13 protein-coding genes are annotated in these 14,600 nt (G+C 66.4%); 9 read left to right on the top strand and 4 right to left on the bottom strand.

Annotation, left to right across the window (positions count from 1 at the left end; translation table 11 throughout):
* Window positions 1-81: 81 nt before the first annotated feature.
* Entirely contained in the window at window positions 82-321 is a 240-nt protein-coding gene (locus KVP10_RS11495; RefSeq protein ID WP_217965011.1) for a hypothetical protein, read from the top strand.
* A gap of 12 nt (window positions 322-333) precedes the next feature.
* On the opposite strand, the gene KVP10_RS11490 is transcribed toward KVP10_RS11495, so the two are convergent.
* Complete coding sequence (locus KVP10_RS11490) at window positions 334-1,206, bottom strand: LysR family transcriptional regulator (protein ID WP_217964735.1); 873 nt, start codon at window positions 1,204-1,206, stop codon at window positions 334-336.
* A gap of 93 nt (window positions 1,207-1,299) precedes the next feature.
* On the opposite strand from KVP10_RS11490, the gene KVP10_RS11485 reads away from it, so the two are divergent.
* The 3 genes from KVP10_RS11485 (at window position 1,300) to galU (ending at window position 4,164) form a co-directional block, all read left to right on the top strand.
* Window positions 1,300-2,169 carry an amidohydrolase family protein gene (locus KVP10_RS11485; protein ID WP_217964734.1) on the top strand — a complete coding sequence of 290 codons (870 nt, stop codon included), beginning with the start codon at window positions 1,300-1,302 and terminating at the stop codon, window positions 2,167-2,169.
* Window positions 2,145-3,128: a tripartite tricarboxylate transporter substrate binding protein gene (locus tag KVP10_RS11480; RefSeq protein WP_217964733.1), complete on the top strand. Its 984-nt coding sequence runs from the start codon at window positions 2,145-2,147 to the stop codon at window positions 3,126-3,128. Before KVP10_RS11485 ends, KVP10_RS11480 begins: the two co-directional genes overlap by 25 nt.
* A 205-nt stretch (window positions 3,129-3,333) precedes the next feature.
* The gene (gene galU / locus KVP10_RS11475; RefSeq protein WP_217964732.1) at window positions 3,334-4,164 is read left to right on the top strand and encodes a UTP--glucose-1-phosphate uridylyltransferase GalU; all 831 of its coding nucleotides are present in this window, start codon (window positions 3,334-3,336) and stop codon (window positions 4,162-4,164) included.
* 128 nt (window positions 4,165-4,292) lie between these two features.
* On the opposite strand, the gene KVP10_RS11470 is transcribed toward galU, so the two are convergent.
* Window positions 4,293-5,666 (bottom strand): 3-deoxy-D-manno-octulosonic acid transferase, encoded by a 1,374-nt coding sequence (locus KVP10_RS11470; RefSeq protein WP_217964984.1) that lies wholly within the window; start codon window positions 5,664-5,666, stop codon window positions 4,293-4,295.
* A gap of 129 nt (window positions 5,667-5,795) precedes the next feature.
* The gene (waaC, locus tag KVP10_RS11465) at window positions 5,796-6,845 is read right to left on the bottom strand and encodes a lipopolysaccharide heptosyltransferase I (protein WP_217964731.1); all 1,050 of its coding nucleotides are present in this window, start codon (window positions 6,843-6,845) and stop codon (window positions 5,796-5,798) included.
* Between the two features lie 157 nt (window positions 6,846-7,002).
* Between waaC and KVP10_RS11460 the strand changes: the two genes are divergently transcribed.
* Window positions 7,003-7,815 carry a class I SAM-dependent methyltransferase gene (locus tag KVP10_RS11460; RefSeq protein WP_343218723.1) on the top strand — a complete coding sequence of 271 codons (813 nt, stop codon included), beginning with the start codon at window positions 7,003-7,005 and terminating at the stop codon, window positions 7,813-7,815.
* 64 nt (window positions 7,816-7,879) lie between these two features.
* Window positions 7,880-8,902 (top strand): UDP-glucose 4-epimerase GalE, encoded by a 1,023-nt coding sequence (gene galE / locus KVP10_RS11455; RefSeq protein WP_217964729.1) that lies wholly within the window; start codon window positions 7,880-7,882, stop codon window positions 8,900-8,902.
* Between the two features lie 83 nt (window positions 8,903-8,985).
* Here galE and KVP10_RS11450 read toward each other — a convergent pair whose 3' ends face one another.
* On the bottom strand, window positions 8,986-9,420 hold the full coding sequence (locus KVP10_RS11450) for a MarR family winged helix-turn-helix transcriptional regulator (RefSeq protein WP_217964728.1): 435 nt from the start codon (window positions 9,418-9,420) through the stop codon (window positions 8,986-8,988).
* A 281-nt stretch (window positions 9,421-9,701) separates the two neighbouring features.
* Here KVP10_RS11450 and KVP10_RS11445 point away from each other — a divergent pair, with 281 nt between their 5' ends.
* The 3 genes from KVP10_RS11445 (at window position 9,702) to KVP10_RS11435 (ending at window position 14,567) form a co-directional block, all read left to right on the top strand.
* Window positions 9,702-11,918: a ferredoxin family protein gene (locus tag KVP10_RS11445; protein WP_217964727.1), complete on the top strand. Its 2,217-nt coding sequence runs from the start codon at window positions 9,702-9,704 to the stop codon at window positions 11,916-11,918.
* A gap of 31 nt (window positions 11,919-11,949) precedes the next feature.
* The gene (locus KVP10_RS11440; RefSeq protein ID WP_217964726.1) at window positions 11,950-13,497 is read left to right on the top strand and encodes an indolepyruvate oxidoreductase subunit beta family protein; all 1,548 of its coding nucleotides are present in this window, start codon (window positions 11,950-11,952) and stop codon (window positions 13,495-13,497) included.
* Between the two features lie 92 nt (window positions 13,498-13,589).
* Window positions 13,590-14,567: a PDR/VanB family oxidoreductase gene (locus KVP10_RS11435; RefSeq protein ID WP_217964725.1), complete on the top strand. Its 978-nt coding sequence runs from the start codon at window positions 13,590-13,592 to the stop codon at window positions 14,565-14,567.
* Window positions 14,568-14,600: the final 33 nt, after the last annotated feature.

Raw genomic sequence — 14,600 nt, 5'->3', positions numbered from 1 at the left:
TTGCCAGCCGGTCCTGTCCCGGCGGCATGCTCCGCTCGCGGAATTCCCGCGTCCCGGCGCCCCCTGCTCCTCCCGCCCGCCATGCGCTTATTGTTCTTCGTGCTCCTGCTGGTCAATATCGTCGTCCTGGCCTACGGCCAGGGCTTCTTCGGCCCGCCGCCCAGCGAACAAGGGCGCGAGCCGCGCATGCTGATGATGCAGCGCAATCCCGAAGCCGTAACCCTGGGCTCCCCGCTGACGCCCGAACAGGCACAAGCCATCCAGGCCGTACCGGCCGCCACATCCAAGTCACAGCCGGCGCAGCCGCACAAGCATCACTGACCCGGCGAGACCTCAAATCCCGGCGAACAAAGCGCGCAGGTCGTATCTGTTTCTCGTAGACCAGATTGCCACCAGGTCGAAATCGGGCATGCCGCCCCCATCGACAATGGGGCAAAACGTGACGCCCGGGAAATCGACTGTCTGTATCCAACTGGGCAGGAGCCCCACCCCGCAGCCGCCGGCCACGCAGGCCAGCACGGTCAGGGTGCGATTGGCGTGCTGGTTGACCCTGGCCTCATGGCCGGCTTGGCGCAAGGCCTGGGTGATGCTGGCATACAAATGAGGCAATTGTTCCTTGGGGTACATCACCAGCCCCTGTTCGGCGATCTGCTCCAGTGAGATCCGCCGCTGCAAACGCATGGCAAGCGCCTCGGGCACGGCAGCCACCAGCTTGTCGCGCCGCAGCACCCGTTCGCTCATGGGCCCCCCGACAGCTACCGGCGAGTGCACGAGCCCAATATCCAGGGTCCCCTCCTCCAGGGCCTTGATTTGCTCTTCATTGCTCATTTCCTTGAGATCGAGCTGGAGATCGGGCGCCCTGAGGCGGATGGCCCGAATCATTTCCGGCAGAACCTCGAATAGCGCCGACGACACCAAGCCTATGCGCAAGGTACCCGCCAGGCCGTCCTGTGCCCGCCTCGCCTTGTCGGCAGCCTCGTCCAATAAATACAGACCATTGCGGATGTCCTGAGCCATCACCCTGGCGGCAGGGGTCGGCGTCGCCCCACGTCTGGAGCGCTCGAACAGTTTCGTGCCCAGGCCTTTTTCCATCCGGGCCAGGGACTGGCTGAGCGCCGGTTGCGCAATGCCCAATTTGTGCGCTGCCTTGCCGATCGCCCCCTCTTCCATGACGGCAAGAAAATGCCTGAGCTGGCTGATTTCCATATTGATTCGATATGAATAAAAATTATTTTAATAATAGATGAATATGTATGGGGTGCCTAGAATTCCAGCAATAATTGCAAAGCGACAAGCTCGATGCCTCCTCAGCCTACTTCTACGACGATTCCCACCGGCGCCATCGACACACACGCGCATGTATTCGAGCCCGGGCTGCCCATGCTCGCAACGCGGCGCTACACGCCTCGATATAGCGCGACGCTGGCGAACTACTTGTCCCTGCTCGATACCCACGGCTTGGCCGGGGGCGTGCTGATCCAGCCGAGTTTCCTGGGCTATGACAATCACTACCTGCTGGACAGTCTGCACCGGGCGCGCGGAAGGTGCAGAGGCGTGGTCTGCCTGGACCCCGCCACGCCACCCGCCGCGCTGAGAGCCATGGACGCGGCCGGGGTGGCCGGCATGCGCCTGAACCTGTTCGGCTGCGAAGTCCCGCCGCTGCGCGACGCGAACTGGCGCGCCCTGTTCTCGGAACTGAATGATCTCGACTGGCACGTGGAAGTGCACTGCCCCGCAAGCATGCTGCCTCGCGCCATGGCGCCCCTGCTCGAATACGGCTGCAAGCTGGTGATCGACCACTTCGGCCGCCCCGATGGGCGGCCCGCAACGGACTGGGAGGCAATGGACTACCTATGCAACAGCGCCGACAGCGGCCGGGTCTGGGTGAAACTGTCCGCCGCCTACCGGATCTGGCAAGCAGAGGGCGCGGCGCATTCGGCACTTTCCGCCACACAACTGCTGCATGCATTCTCCGCGCAGCGGCTGCTATGGGGCAGCGACTGGCCGCACACAGAACACGAATTGGTCGGCGATGTCGGCCTGTCTTTGCAGTACCTGTCCGACTGGGTGCCGGATGTTTCCGAGCGCGCCACCATTCTGTCGGACACCCCTCGTCTTTTATTCAAATTCCAAGGAGACATTCCATGTTCCCATGCTCTGGCACCGTAAATCGTCTCGCCCGCGGGTTTCTGGCCTTGTGTTTTGCGGCCGGCGCCGCGAGTGCATCGGCCGCCTATCCGGACAGGCCCATTACGCTAGTGGTGACCTATCCGCCCGGCGGCACCGTAGACGTGGTCGCGCGGCTCATCGGCCCCGAACTGGGCAAGGCCCTGGGGCAATCGGTCATCATCGAAAACAAAGGCGGAGCGGGCGGCATGATAGGCGAGGGCTATGTGGCGCGCAGCAAGCCCGATGGCTATACCTTGATGCTCGATGCCTCCAATTTCGCGCAAAATCCGGCCTTGCGTTCGCATATGAACTTCGACGTGCAGAAGGACTTTGCCCCCGTATCGCTGCTGCTCAAGGTGCCCAATGTGCTGGTCGTGAACCCAGGCAGCTCCATACACTCCGTCGCCGACCTGATCAAGCAGGGCAAGGACCCGAGCCATCCCGTCTATTTCGCCTCGGCCGGGCCGGGTTCAGCCCAGCATCTGGCCGGCGAACTGTTCAACTTGCTTGCCGGCACGCAACTGAAGCACGTGCCATACAAGGGCGGCGGCCCGGCCATGATCGACGTCATGGCCGGCCAAGTGCCCCTGATGTTCGCCAGCCTCGGTTCTTCGTGGACCCACATCAAGGCAGGCAAGCTGCGCGCCGTCGCTGTCGGCAGCACGGCCCGTTCGCCACTGATGCCCAACGTGCCCACCATCGCAGAATCCGGGGTCGCGGGATATTCATCCTACGAATGGAACGGAATATTCGCACCGGCGGGCACGCCGAAGCCGGCGCTGGACAAGGTTTCCGCCGCGCTCACGCGGGTTCTCGGCGAGCCGCAAGTCCGCAAGCAACTGGAAGCGCTGGGCGCCGATGTGGTGGCATCCGATCCGGCTCAATTGAGCGCGTTCGTGAATGAAGAAATCGCCAAATGGACCAAGGTGGCCCATACGGCCCACCTGAAGCTGGACTGAGGCGGTCCGGCAAGACCGGCCGCGTTTCCCGGCAGGCCGCCGCAGCGATGCGGCGGCCATGCCACTATGGGGCCGGCACAGCCGCACACCCGTCACTGACCTGGCGCGGCGCCGGGCATTGCGGCGCAAGACCGCCGCATGGCGGGTACGGCCGCAAGGGATCGCCTATGTACAATGAACATAGTCTTCCGCATATGCCTCGTACATGAAACCTATCCGCAAAGCTGTATTTCCCGTCGCCGGCATGGGCACGCGCTTCCTGCCAGCGACCAAGGCCATGCCCAAGGAAATGCTGCCCATCGTCGACAAGCCGCTCATCCAATATGCGGTGGAAGAGGCCATCGCGGCCGGCATCACCGACCTGATCTTCATCACCGGCCGCAACAAGCGGGCCATCGAAGACCACTTCGACCGGGTTCCGGAACTGGAAGCCGACCTGGAATCCAAGAACAAGACCGCGCTGCTGGACACGGTGCGCAACATCATTCCCGCGCACGTGAATTGCATCTACACGCGCCAGCCGGCGCCGCTGGGGCTGGGCCACGCGGTGCTGTGCGCCGCCCCCATCGTCGGCAACGAGCCCTTCGCCGTGCTGCTGGCCGACGACCTGATCGATGCCGACACTTCGGTCACGCAGCAACTGGTCGAGGCCGCCCACCAGCAGGACGGCAGCGTGCTGGCCATCCAGGACGTGGACCGCGGGGACACTGACAAGTACGGCATTATTTCGGGCTCGCGCGTCAACGACAAGACCACGCGCCTGAGCGCCATCGTGGAAAAACCCAAGCCCGAGGCCGCGCCGTCCACCCTTGCGGTGGTCGGCCGCTACGTGCTCGAGCCCGAAATCTTCGAGCACCTGCGCCAGACACAGGCGGGGGTGGGCGGCGAGATCCAGCTTACCGACGGCATTGCCAGCCTGCTGAAGAGCCGCGGCGTCTACGGCCTGCAATATGAAGGGCTGCGCTACGACTGCGGCAACAAGCAGGGCTTCTTCCGCGCCACGCTGGAACTGGGGCGCAAGTACCACGGCCTGTAGGCGGGCAAGCCCAGCCGCGGCCGGGGCAAAGGCGCCGGCCACTCGCGATTTGCCGTTCCGGGGGCCATGAGGGCGTCACGATTCCCTAGCCTGGGGAAAATTCCTGCGCCAGGGGCAATCCGGCCCGTTCAGGCGCCGCGCCCCGCCCCGTCCTTGAGCTCGTTCAGCCCGGCCAGCACGCGCGCCACGGCGCCGGTGTGCTTCTGCACCCAGTGGCGCCCGGCCTCTCCCATGGCCGCCAGGTCCTTGGGCCGGTCCAGCAGGCGCAGCGCCTCGAGCACCGCCGCATCCGCATCGGGCACGCGCAGCGCCGCCCCTTCCTCGACGGCGTCCGCCACGGCCTGCTCGAAATTCCGCGTGTGCGGCCCGACCAGGACCGGCACGCCCAGCGCGCACGCCTCTATCAGGTTCTGCCCGCCCAGGGGCGCGAAGCTGCCGGCCACGATGGCCACATCGCAGGCCGCGTAATAGGAGGGCATCTCCCCCAGGCTGTCGCCCAGCAGCACCAGCGGAACGCCGGACTGCGCCGGGTCCGGCCCTGTAGCGGTACGGCCCTCGAGCAGTTCCAGCGCTCCGGCCCGATCCAGGCTCGACAGGCCGGACCTGCGCGCGCAGGAGATGCCCGCCTCGCGCAACAGGGCGGCGGCGGCGTCGAAACGCTGCGGATGCCGGGGGATCAGGCAGAACAACACGCGCTCGCCCAAGCCCCGGCCCCGGTCGTCGGCCCGGCGGGCGTGCCTGAGCAGTGCGCGCACGAACATTTCGTCCTCGCCCTCGCGGGTGCTGGCGATGGCTATCACCTTGCGCCGCAAGGCCGCGCCGAAGGCCCGGCCGCGGGCCACCTTGTCCGCCGGCAGCGTGATGTCGAACTTGAAATTGCCCGACACCCGCACCGCCGCAGCGCCCGCCTGTTCCAGGCGTTGCGCATCCTGCAGCGTCTGGGCGTAGACGCCTTGCAGATTTCCGTAGGCTTCGCGCATGACGCGGCCGGCGCGCAGGCTCTGGCGCAGCGCCTGGTCGGAGAAGCGCGCGCTCGCCAGCACCATGGGCACGCGGGCGCGATGCGCCGCAGCGATCAGGTTCGGCCAGATTTCGCGCTCCATCAGCACGCCGGCCTGGGGCCGGTAGTGCGCGATGAAACGCTGGACGCAGCCCGGAAAATCGTAGGGCAGCCATTCCTGGCGCAGGCGGCCGCGCGCGATCGCGTCGGCAAACAGGCGCGCGCCTTCCTCGCGGCCGGTGGCCGTCATGTGGGTCAGCAGCACACGATCGCCCTGGTCCAGCAAGGCTTGCACCAGCGGCTGGGCGGCGCGTGTCTCGCCCAGGCTCACGGCATGCACCCATATCGGCCGCTCGCCCTCGTCGGGCGCCGCATAATGGCCGAAACGCGCCCCCGACCAGACGTCCCACTGCCCGCCCGCGCGGCGCGCGCGCAGTGCCATCCAGCCCATCAGGCCGGGAGCAAGCAGGCGCAGGAATGCCGTGTAGAAAAAGCGGTTCAAGTGGCGCAGCCCCGGGCTGGGCCTGCCCATGCAGGCAAGAGCCATGTCGTTCCGGCCGTGGCGTGGCGCACAGGCGCGGCCGGCATGCCGCCAGCCGCGCAGCCGCCGGCGAGAAGCGCCAAGCCCATGTCAGGCGTCCTCGCCCGGCCCGCCGGACGCGCTGAACAGTGCGTCCGGCTGGATCTCCAGGCCGCTGTGCTCTTCGGTCGCGGCCAGGGCGGGGTCCTGGTAGGCAAGGGCCTGCTCGACGGCGCTCAGCACGGTCTCGGCCGAGGGCGCATTGCCGCGCTCGCCCAGGTTGGCCGTATAGGACGGCCCCTCGAGCGGGGTGCGCACCGGCGTGGATGCCTTGTAGATGCCTATGGTGGGCCGCCCCAGCCCCGCCGACAAGTGGGTCAGGCCGCTATCCAGGCCCACCATCAGCCGGGCCGCGGCCAGCACCCCGGCGATGCCATTCAGGTTCATGCGCGGCAGCACCTCGGCGCCCGGCACCCCGGCGGCCAGCGCCTGCGCGCGGCGCGTTTCGGCCTCGCTGCCCGCCAGCAGCCTCAACCCCAGGCCATGCTGGCCCAGCCGCGCGAACACCTTGTGCCAGTCGGCTTCCGGCCAGAGCTTGTCGTCGCGGCTGGCCGAGGGCATGATCACCGCATAGGGCTGGATGCGCACGCCGTCGGTGATGGCCTGCAGGCCGAAATCCGGCTCGCCGGTATAGGTGTAGCCGAAGGCGGCGGCCGCGAGCTGGCGCTGGCGGATCACCGCCGGCTGCCAGAAATTGACGCTGTGCTTGACGTCGTAGAAGAACGAGGCGAGCGGCTCGCGCGCCGAATGGCGATCCAGGCCATGGCGCAGGCCGTTGGCCTGGCGCACCAGCCAGACCGATTTCATCAGCGCCTGCATGTCCAGCACGATGTCGTACTGGCGCGATTTCAGCTTGGCGCGCAGTGCAGCCCGTTCGGCGCGCGTCTGCGCCGCCCACCAATGCTTGCGCCAGCGGCGATGGGCCACCTTGATCACTTCGTGCACCGCCGGGTGCCAGGCCGGGATTTCGGCGAAGCTTTCTTCCACGATCCAGTCGATCTGCGCCCCCGGCACGTTGGCGGCGATATCGGAAATGGCCGGCAGCATATGCACCAGGTCGCCGAGCGAGGAGGTGCGTACGATCAGGATTCGTTTCTTCACGGCGGCAGGCGCATGCATCATGGGGCGATTATAAAGACAAGTACCTGCAACAAGTGCGCCGGCAGCCGCTGCCAGGCGTATGATTTCCTATTGCAGCCAGAACAATTCCGGACAGGAGAGGAAAGCCCAGAAAAACAGTAGAACGAGGAGGCTCATCGTGGAAACAGGAAAGATACAAGCCCACAACCAGCGCCCGGCGGCGGTATGGGGTAGCGCCGGCGACGCCTATAACGAAATCAGTCACCAGATAGCCAGCGCGCTGGATCATTGCGCAAGACGGGTCGCTCCGCAACCGGGCGAACGCGTGCTGGACCTCGCCACAGGCACGGGCTGGACGTCCCGGCTGCTGGCACGCTACGGCGCGGCCGTCACGGGCGCCGATATTTCCGCCGACCTGATCGCGGCCGCAAAGGCCCGGGCCCAGGCCGAGCGCCTGGACATCGACTACCAGATCGGCGACGCGGAGAAACTCCCCTATGCCGACGGCAGCTTCGATGCCGTGGTCTCCACCTTCGGCGTCATGTTCGCCAGCCACCCCGAAGCGGCGGCCGGCGAGATGGCCCGGGTCTGCCGCAGCGGCGGGCGCATCGGCCTGGCAATCTGGCCGCCCCAGGGCGGGGTCTATGAAATGTTCGTCGTGATGCGCGCCTATATGCCCCCGCCCCCCACGCCGGCGCCCGCCTCGCCCTTCGCCTGGGGAGACCGCAACCGGGTCCGGGAACTGCTGGGCCGCGACTTCGACCTGAAATTCGAAGACGGCGTCACGGTCTATTACGACCGCGATGGGCAGGCGGCCTGGAACGCGTTTTCCAAGGGCTATGGCCCCGCCAAGGCGCTGGCCGCAAGCCTGGACGAGACGCGCCGGGCCGGCCTGGCGCGGGATTTTGCCGCCTTTCACGACAAGTTCGCCACGGGCCTGGGCATCGCCGTGCCGCGGGAATATCTGTTGATCATAGGCACGAGGCACTAAGCGCACGAGACACCGGGCTTTTGCACCTTACAATCCGGGCATGTGTCACCAACCCGTAGCAAGCATGCCTGCAACCGTACTGGTCACCGGCGGCGCCGGATTCATCGGCAGCCACACCACCGTGGCGCTGCAACAGGCCGGCTACCGTGTAGTCGTCCTGGACAATCTGTGCAATAGCAGCGCCTCGGTGCTCTCGCGCGTCGAGCGCATCACCGGCGCGCGCCCCGAATTCATCGAGGGCGACATCCGCAACGCGGCCCTGCTCGACGAGCTGTTCGCCGCGCAGCGGATCGACGCCATCCTGCATTTCGCCGGCCTGAAAGCCGTGGGGGAATCGACCCGGAAGCCGCTCGAATACTACGACAACAATGTGCACGGCAGCGTCAATCTGTTGCAGGCCGCGCGCCGGGCCGCCGTCCAGACCTTTGTCTTTTCGTCGTCGGCCACGGTATACGGCGACCCGCAGCGCCTGCCGCTGGCCGAAGACCATCCGCGCTCGGCCACCAATCCTTACGGCCACAGCAAGCTGGTGGTCGAGGACATACTCGAAAACCTCTACCGCGCCGAAGCCGGCTGGCGCATCGCGCGGCTGCGCTACTTCAACCCCGTGGGCGCGCATCCCAGCGGCCTGATCGGCGAGGCGCCGCAAGGGGTGCCCAACAATCTCATGCCCTATGTATCGCAGGTCGCCTGCGGCACGCGGCCGCGCCTGCAGGTGTTCGGCAATGACTACGACACGCCCGACGGCACGGGCGTGCGCGACTACATACACGTCATGGACCTGGCGCAAGGCCACGTGGCGGCGCTGCGCCACTGCGAGAAACAGCAGCAGAACCTGCTGAGCGTCAACCTGGGCACCGGCCGCGGCTATTCGGTGCTGGAAATGGTGCGCGCTTTCGAAAAAGCCAGCGGCCGGCCGGTACCCTACGACATCGTTGCCCGGCGCCCCGGAGACATCGCCGCCTGCTGGGCCGATACGGCGCTGGCCGAGCAAGAGCTGGGGTGGCGCGCCACCCTGGGCATAGACGAAATGTGCGCCGACGCCTGGCGCTGGGAAATCGGCCGGGAAAACCTGCAAGAAGAATAAGCCGGCGCGGCGGCGCCGCTGCCGCGCAACGGGCTTAGGCCTGTTCACGCTAAAAGGGGTGCCCTTTTTAGTATGAACAGGCCCTAGCGTACGATTTCGCGCAGCATTTCCACCAGCCGGTCGGCGTGGTCGGGATCCAGCTTTGCCAGCAGGCGGCGCTGGTGTTCCATGGCCTGCTCGCACAAGCCGCCGATGAGCCGCGAGCCCTTGGGCGTGATCTGCACCAGGGTCTGGCGCCGGTCGGCGCGCGAAGACCGCAAGGTGATGTAGCCCTCGGCCTCGAGCCGGGGCAGGACCTTGCTGATCGTGGGCTGCTTGGTTACCGCCAGGTCGGCCAGCATGCCCACCGTTTCCCCCTCGCCTTCGATCAGGCTGCCCAGGATGCGCCATTCCGTTACGGTCAGCCCGGCCTTCCTGACTTCGACGTGGAATTCCTCGGAGATCTGGTGGCTCGCCCGGGCCAGCACGGATGCCAGATAGCGGTGCACGAAGCGCGTGGACGGATCGGGACGGGACATGTGGGAGGCTTGGTTTCGGTACTCGAAAATCGTAGCCCAAAGCCGCGGAAGGCGTCAATATAATGGTTTGCACCGATATCCAAGCGACTGTTATTTATATTAAATTTCGCAAATATATGAATTTTCATATTTATATTGACAAGACTAAGCTTCAACCCTAAAGTATTTGGAAAGCAGCCGCGGCCGGAGTCTGGCCGGCGGTCCGCCGGGGTCCTTCCGAGACACGCGGGACATGCGGTGCCGGCACGGCGGCGACAAAATACTGGCAGCCTGGAGACATCATGGCGGAGCGTTCATTCAAGAAGGAAGTCCAGCAGTTGCGCATCGGCGCAGGCGAGGAATTCCGCGGCGAAGGCATACTTGCGGTCACCAAGGCGCTGCTGCAATCGGGCGTAGGCTACGTGGCGGGCTACCAGGGCTCGCCCATTTCCCACCTGATGGACGTGCTGGCCGACGCCCAGGAAATCCTCGAAGAGCTGGGCGTGCACTTCGAAGCCAGCGCCTCGGAAGCCACCGCCGCCGCCACGCTTGCGGCCTCGGTCATGTACCCAATACGCGGCGCGGTCACCTGGAAATCCACCGTAGGCACGAATGTGGCCTCCGACGCCCTGGCGAACCTGGCCTCGGGCGGGGTCACCGGCGGCGCGCTGGTCATCGTCGGCGAAGACTACGGCGAAGGCTCGTCCATCATGCAGGAACGCACCCACGCCTTCGCCATGAAGTCGCAGCTCTGGCTGCTGGATCCGCGCCCCAACCTGGAAAGCATGGTCAAGGCCGTGGAAGACGGCTTCGAGCTGTCCGAGGCCAGCAACACGCCGGTGATCCTGCAACTGCGCATCCGCGGCTGCCACGTGCACGGGCGCTTCATGGCCAAGGACAACCGCCGTCCCGAATTCGGCCTGGGGCAGGCCATGGAAAACCCGGTGCGCGACGTCAACCGCATCGTGCTGCCGCCCGCCTCGTTCCTGCACGAACAAGAAAAAATAAAGCAGCGCTGGCCGGCCGCCGTGCGCTACATCCAGGAAAACCATCTCAATGAATTCTTCGACGGCGACGCCGGCGATATCGGCCTGATCCTGCAAGGCGGCCTGTACAACGGCGTCATCCGCGCCCTGCAGTTGCTGGGCCTGGCGGACCACTTCGGCAACAGCCGCATCCCGCTGTACGTGATGAATGTCACCTACCCGGTAATCGACGACGAGGTGCGCCGCTACTGCCAGGGCAAGAAGGCCGTGCTGCTGCTCGAAGAAGGCCAACCCAACTATATCGAGCAGAACCTGCACACCATCCTGCGCCAGGCCGGCATGGACACCGTACTGTCTGGCAAGGACGTGCTGCCTATGGCCGGCGAATACACCACTGCAGTGATCCGCGACGGCCTGCAGAAATTCCTGGAACGCCACCACCCCGGGCTGCTGCCGCGCCTCGAAGTGCCGGGGATAGAACCCGCCGCGCCGCAAATGGAAATCAGCGAACTGGCGCGGCCGTCCCAGGGCCAGGCTGCGGCAAGCCCGCAGCCCGCCAAAGACCATGCGCGCGAGCTGGCCGAAGTCGTGCCGCCGCGCCCCGCGGGCTTCTGTACGGGCTGTCCCGAGCGGCCGATCTTCTCGGCCCTGACTCTTGCCCAGCAAAAGCTCGGCCAGCACCATATCTCCTGCGATATCGGCTGCCATTTGTTCTCCATCCTGCCGCCGTTCAACCTGGGCGCCACCACCATGGGCTACGGCCTGGGGGCGTCCAGCGCCGCCGCCTTCAACGTGCCCTCGTCCAAGCGCCCGATTTCCATCATGGGCGACGGCGGCTTCTGGCACAACGGCCTGGCCTCGGGCATAGGCAATGCCGTCTTCAACAAATACGACGGCGTCATCGTCATCATCGACAACTATTACTCGGCCGCCACCGGGGGCCAGGACATCCTGTCCTCGCGCGCCAAGAACGACCATCGCGCCACCAACAATTCCATCGAGAACGCGGTGCGCGGCGTGGGCGTCAAGTGGGTGCGCACGCTGGACCGTACCTATGACGTAAAGCGCGGCGAAGCCCTGATCGAAGAAGCGCTGACCACCAAAGAAACCGGGCCCAAGGTCATCATCGCCCAGTCCGAATGCATGCTCAACAAGCAGCGCCGCGTCAAGCCCGCCTTCAACAAGGCCGTCAAGGAAGGCAAGCGCATGGTCAAGGAACGTTTCGGGGTGGACCCCGACGTCTGCAGCGGCGACCATGCCTGTATCCGGCTTTCCGGCTGTCCGTCGCTCAGCATCAAGGACAGCGGCGACCCGCTCAAGGAAGACCCGGTGGCGCATGTCGAGAATAGCTGCGTGGGCTGCGGCAATTGCGGCGAAGTCGCCGACGCGGCCGTGCTGTGCCCGTCTTTCTACCGCGCCGATATCGTGCACAACCCCAGCCGCTGGGACCAATTCCTGGCCCGCCTGCGCGGACGCGTCATCGGCTTTCTGCAGGCGCGCCGCGCGGCCCGCCTGCAACAGTATTCGCTCTAAGTTCCAAGTACTTCCTGCTAAGGCGCCAACCATGAACACCTCGCTGCATGCCGGCACCCCGATCAAGATCGCCATCCTGGCCATGGGCGGCCAGGGCGGCGGCGTGCTGGCCGACTGGATCGTCGACATGGCCGAACACGCCCAGTGGTGGGCGCAGACCACGTCCGTGCCGGGCGTGGCGCAGCGCACCGGAGCCACGGTGTACTACGTCGAGCTGATGCCCGAGGCGGCGGTGCGGGCCGCGGGCAAGCCCCCCACCCTGGCCATGATGCCGACCGCGGGCGACGTAGACCTGGTGATCGCCGCCGAGCTCATGGAAGGCGGCCGCGCGATCCAGCGCGGCTTCGTCACCCCGGACCGCACCGTGCTGATTTCCTCGTCGCACCGCAGCTATGCCGTGGGCGAGAAAGCGGCGCACGGCAACGGCATCGCCGACCCCAACAAGGTCATCGAGGCGGGCAGGGAAATCGCCAAGCGCTTCCTGTGCTTCGACCTGCAGGCCCTGGCCGACGAGGCCGGCAGCGTCATCAGCGCCAGCCTGTTCGGCGCCATCGCGGGCAGCGGCGCGCTGCCGTTCGCGCGCGAAGACTACGAGGCCACGATACGGCGCGCGGGCGTGGGCGTGAACGCCAGCCTGCGTGCCTTCGCCGCAGGCCTGCAGGCGGCAGCATCGGCGCCCGCTGCGCCCGCCGCCATCGACACCAGCCGCCCCCTGCCGGCCATCCCCGAGACCGCCGCCCACCCGCGCACCCGCCAGATGCTCGAAGAGCTCAAGCGCGACTTCCCGCCGCAGGCCCAGCCCATGATGCTCGCCGGCCTGCGCCGCGTGCTGGAATTCCAGGACCTACTCTACGGGCGCGAATACCTGGACCATATGCGCGACATCCGCGAACTCGATGCACAATTCGGCGGCGCCGCGAAATCCTGGGCGCTGACCGCCGCGGCGGCGCGCTACGTGGCAGTGGCCATGGCCTATGACGACGTGATCCGCGTCGCCGACCTGAAGACGCGCGGCACGCGCTTCGAACGGGTGCGCCAGGAAGTCGGCGCCGCGCAGGAACAACTGGTCTACACCACCGAATACATGCATCCGCGGCTCGAGGAAATCTGCGGCACCATGCCTGCGTTCCTGGGCCGCTATATAGAGAACTCGCCGGCGCTCAGCCGTTTCCTGGGCCGTTTTTTCCGCAAGGGGCGGTTCCTGCGCAGCGGCACGCTTTCGGGTTTCCTGATGCTGTACGCGCTGGCGGGCATGCGGCGCTTTCGCCGCGGCACGCTGCGCCACAAGACCGAGGCGCACAGCCTGCACAACTGGCTCAAGCTGATTTCCGACACCGTGCACCACGATTACGACCTGGCCGTGGAAGTCGTCAACTGCCGCCGCCTGGTCAAGGGCTATAGCGACACCCATGCCCGCGGCGACAGCAAGTACCAGCGGCTGACGCTGGCCGCCAGCCAGTTGCTGGGCAGCGCCGGAGCCGCGTCGCGCCTGCGGGCGCTGCGCGACGCGGCCCTGGCCGACGACCAGGGCACCAAGCTGGACGCCATGCTGCAACAGGAACTCAAACCCGCAAACTGAGCCGCAGCGATACTTCGACCGATACCGATACTTTTGGATAAACCCGGCCCCGGCGCGCCGCACCGCCCTTGCCGCAAACCGAACCGCAAGCCGTGACTACGCTGACTCTTACCGTATCCGCCGTCCAGGCCCTGACTCCCATCATCCGGTCCGTCGTGCTGGAACCGGCCGATGGCGCCGCGCTGCCCGCCTACACGCCGGGATCGCACCTGAAAGTGCACATCCCGGGCCAGGCGCAACCGCGCTGCTATTCCCTGGTCAGCCTGGACGCATCCGCGGACGATTTCGGCGCGCCGCGCCGCTACTGTCTGGGCGTGCGCCTGGAAGACCCGAGCACCGGCGGCTCGCGCTACATGCACCAGATCAAGGCGGGCGACACGCTGCAAGTGGAGGCGCCGAAGAACGACTTTCCGCTGCACGAACCCGAGACGGTCGAAGCCCCCGCGATATTGATCGCGGGCGGCATAGGCATCACGCCCATCGCCTCGATGGCGACCGCGCTCAAGGCCACCGGCCGGCCCTACGAGCTGCACTACTACGGGCGCAGCCTGGCGCAAATGGCCTACGCCGCCGAACTGGCGGCGCAGCATCGCGACAGCCTGCACCTGCACGCCGACGACGATGCCGCCACGCAACTGCCGCTGCCCGCGCTGCTGGAACGCTTCCACAACGCCCAGCACCTGTATGTCTGCGGCCCCAAGGGCCTGATCGACCTGGTGGTGGAACAGTCGCATGGCCGGCACTGGCCGCACTCGCATGTGCATTTCGAGCTCTTCACCGCCGCCGCGCCGCAGGCCGGCGACCGTGCCTTCGAGGTCGAGCTGCGCCAGTCGGGCCAGGTGTTCCAGATTCCGCCCGACAAGACCATACTCGAAGTGCTGGAAGAAGCCGGCTGCGATCCGCTCTACGACTGCAGGCGCGGCGAATGCGGGGTCTGCCAGGTCGGCGTGCTCGAAGGCGTGCCCGACCACCGCGACTACTATCTTTCCGACGACGAACGGGCCGCGGGCAAGGTGATGCAGATCTGTATTTCGCGCAGCCTCAGCGACCGCCTGGTCCTGGACCTTTGACCCACCGCATACCTGTGAGCCGCCCGCAGGCGG

Source organism: Candidimonas humi, from assembly GCF_019166065.1.
GTDB classification, from domain to species: domain Bacteria; phylum Pseudomonadota; class Gammaproteobacteria; order Burkholderiales; family Burkholderiaceae_B; genus Candidimonas; species Candidimonas humi.
Note: the sequence above shows the minus strand (reverse complement) of the source record. Positions and strands in the feature narration are given on the sequence as shown.

Excerpts from the sequence above, each read along its gene's own strand:
- KVP10_RS11445 (WP_217964727.1), top strand. The coding sequence starts at position 9,702 with ATGGCGGAGCGTTCATTCAAGAAGGAAGTCCAGCAGTTGCGCATCGGC.
- KVP10_RS11440 (WP_217964726.1), top strand. The coding sequence starts at position 11,950 with ATGAACACCTCGCTGCATGCCGGCACCCCGATCAAGATCGCCATCCTG.
- KVP10_RS11485 (WP_217964734.1), top strand. The coding sequence starts at position 1,300 with ATGCCTCCTCAGCCTACTTCTACGACGATTCCCACCGGCGCCATCGAC.
- KVP10_RS11480 (WP_217964733.1), top strand. The coding sequence starts at position 2,145 with ATGTTCCCATGCTCTGGCACCGTAAATCGTCTCGCCCGCGGGTTTCTG.
- galE (WP_217964729.1), top strand. The coding sequence starts at position 7,880 with ATGCCTGCAACCGTACTGGTCACCGGCGGCGCCGGATTCATCGGCAGC.
- KVP10_RS11490 (WP_217964735.1), bottom strand. The coding sequence starts at position 1,206 with ATGGAAATCAGCCAGCTCAGGCATTTTCTTGCCGTCATGGAAGAGGGG.
- galU (WP_217964732.1), top strand. The coding sequence starts at position 3,334 with ATGAAACCTATCCGCAAAGCTGTATTTCCCGTCGCCGGCATGGGCACG.
- KVP10_RS11495 (WP_217965011.1), top strand. The coding sequence starts at position 82 with ATGCGCTTATTGTTCTTCGTGCTCCTGCTGGTCAATATCGTCGTCCTG.
- KVP10_RS11450 (WP_217964728.1), bottom strand. The coding sequence starts at position 9,420 with ATGTCCCGTCCCGATCCGTCCACGCGCTTCGTGCACCGCTATCTGGCA.